Source organism: Neisseria sp. HMSC70E02 (assembly GCF_001838645.1).
Lineage (GTDB): Bacteria > Pseudomonadota > Gammaproteobacteria > Burkholderiales > Neisseriaceae > Neisseria > Neisseria macacae.
Genome location: NZ_KV838052.1, coordinates 1 through 2,515, shown reverse-complemented (window position 1 = coordinate 2,515; position 2,515 = coordinate 1). Strand labels below are relative to the sequence as shown.

2 protein-coding genes are annotated in these 2,515 nt (G+C 37.0%); both read left to right on the top strand.

The window, feature by feature from the left end:
• The first annotated feature begins 251 nt into the window (after positions 1-251).
• Positions 252-1,193, top strand: coding sequence for a hypothetical protein (locus HMPREF3277_RS00455; protein WP_070869711.1), 942 nt, complete (start codon positions 252-254; stop codon positions 1,191-1,193).
• A gap of 568 nt (positions 1,194-1,761) precedes the next feature.
• Positions 1,762-2,229, top strand: coding sequence for a lysozyme inhibitor LprI family protein (locus tag HMPREF3277_RS00450; protein WP_070869710.1), 468 nt, complete (start codon positions 1,762-1,764; stop codon positions 2,227-2,229).
• The last annotated feature ends 286 nt before the right edge of the window (positions 2,230-2,515 follow it).

Below are 2,515 nucleotides of genomic sequence, written 5' to 3'. Positions count from 1 at the left end.
ACGCCGTACTGGTTTAAAGTTAATCCACTATACCAACCAACCATTCACACGACATCTTTACCACTCATCATCACCCATTTGTCCTTTTGGGCTTTTTGATTTATGTTCAGACTTTCATCTAGCAGTATTTTAAAAAATAGACGCCAACCCAAAGATAAACAAAAAATGAAAAAATTATTATTGGCAGTTGCCTTATTGTCTTTGCGCCTACCTTTAATGCAGATTTAAATCGCAAAAAACGGACGATAACCATGCCTAATAATCTGATAAATAAAATCATTTCATTCACCGCCATCATCTTCTTATCGGGAGGCTGCATCCCTTTCTCAAAAGAGACACCCAAAGACAACCTGCCCGACACTGTGTCCATTACCCTGCCGGAATCCAGCAAACATTTTGTTAACAGATTCCCTGAAAATTATGCAGGACCTTCTGACGACTCAGAGTTTTTTAATGTCAATCAATATGAAATAGACTTTAATCAGGAAAAAACCGTTGTTTTTGAACACGGCAAACATACTTTTAAAATACCTCATGTAAGCAGTATTACCGCATATGAAGATGGAAGTCATAACCCGTTCTTAGGCGTTGATGAATTTGACATGTTTTCTGGCCTCGGCAAAAGCAGCAACATCAGTGATGAAGAAGCAAGACAGAATTTCTATAATCTGATCAGGCAGATGCATCAAGCCGGTTGGACAGATTTGATTTCCCGCAGCGCACCAAGGATTAAGCACGACCGTAAAAATGCCGCCGCCTTTTTTGAAGTGGAAAACAGTAGAATTAAAGCAAAACCGATAATCGGCATTCCCGCCGCTATTGAACTAACCCCTGAGGAATGGAAGAAACTGCCCAACTTAGCTCAGATAGGGACTCTATATGCGGAGGGTGTGCTTGTGGAGTTTATGCTTGGTAAGGATAACTCAGAACAATATCGTGACCAATATGGCAACGGTCAGTATGCTCTACAAATTACCGTAAAAGCATATTGGGATTTCCTCCGGTTACATGTACAAGAAGAATTTGGCAAACCGGGCTACCGCGAAGCCTTGGATAAAGAGCTCCGCTTAAGAGCAAAGGAAAGGAAACAAATGGAAGACAAAGCCCGCGCAGAAGGCTTCGAGATCGACGAAAGCTATCAAGACCCGCCTGTTCCTCCTTTAATAGCACTCCCGCGCGACGGTTCACGCTAATTGAAACGGGAAAAAGCAAGCGTAGATTGGCTTCAAAAACCCATATTTCGACGATTTGACGGTTTTGCAGAAGTACCCGGCCTATTTACCCTATCGATATAAAAAGTTTCATATATTGGTGATTTAAATGAATTTAAAAACTAAACAGTGGCTTTCAATTTTATTAATGCCACATATATTTACCGCTCTACTCCTAGGGCCGGGCATGCTGATTTATTTTATGGGCGGGATTTTTGGAGTCTACTTGATCTTCCCATATCTAGGTCAAGGCAGATATTTTGACAATTTAATATATATCGGCTTACCAATTGTTTTCATTACTTTAATTTTAGGATTTGTTTTACGGAATAAACTTATCGGACGCCGTTTGGTTTCCTTAGCCATATATCTATGGTTCGTAATCGGTTTTCTCTGTCTTTCTGCTCATTATTAGCAAGTAATAATTGTATTGTTAACCTATTTTAGTAAGTGTAGGCTTAGGTAGAAACCAAATATTTTAGATAACTGTATGTTTTTTTTTAGATCATAATCTACCTGCTACTATGTATATTGAAGAAAGGATTGCGTTGTGATCACTTTAAATAATAGAGCCTTATTTATTACAATTTGCCTAGCCCCAACTTTTACACTTGGAGATTTACCTGAAACAGTTATTGATAAAGATGCATTAAACAAACCATGTCATGTAAACAGTATAATACAAGAGGATATTCTTGTATGTTTTTCTAAGTCATATTTATTGGCACAGAAAGAATTAAATAATAATTATTCAATTGCTCAAAAGCAGAAAAATGTAAATATAAGAAATTATTTAATTCATCAACAAAGGCAATGGAATAAAAACAAATTTGATGAATGCTTGATATTGCCAGAAAAAGAGGTTGGGAGAGAGGGGATATTTGAATATTTGCAATGTGCTACAGATGCCATTTTAAAGCGAAATAGCTATTTAAAAGAAATTTATGTATGTGGCAACGAACCTTGCCAATTTGAAGAACCATATTTCTTTCAAACTATTGGGCATGATAAGGATTAACAACCCATCCACCCTCGAATTATAAAATAACATTTTCTTAAATTAATATATAAAATCTAAATTAGAATCTGGTATTTATCAAGGTCGTCTGAAACTCAACTTTCAGACGACCTTCTTTCATCCCAAATCTATTCACCCATCACTTTCAGAAACCATCCATACGACATTTTTACCGCTTGTCATTAATTATTTGTCTTGCCTGTCTTTTTGATTTATGTTTAAACTTTCATCATAAATTCATCCTGGTGTTATCATGACTGCCCGCCAATCCTACCACCTCACCTTC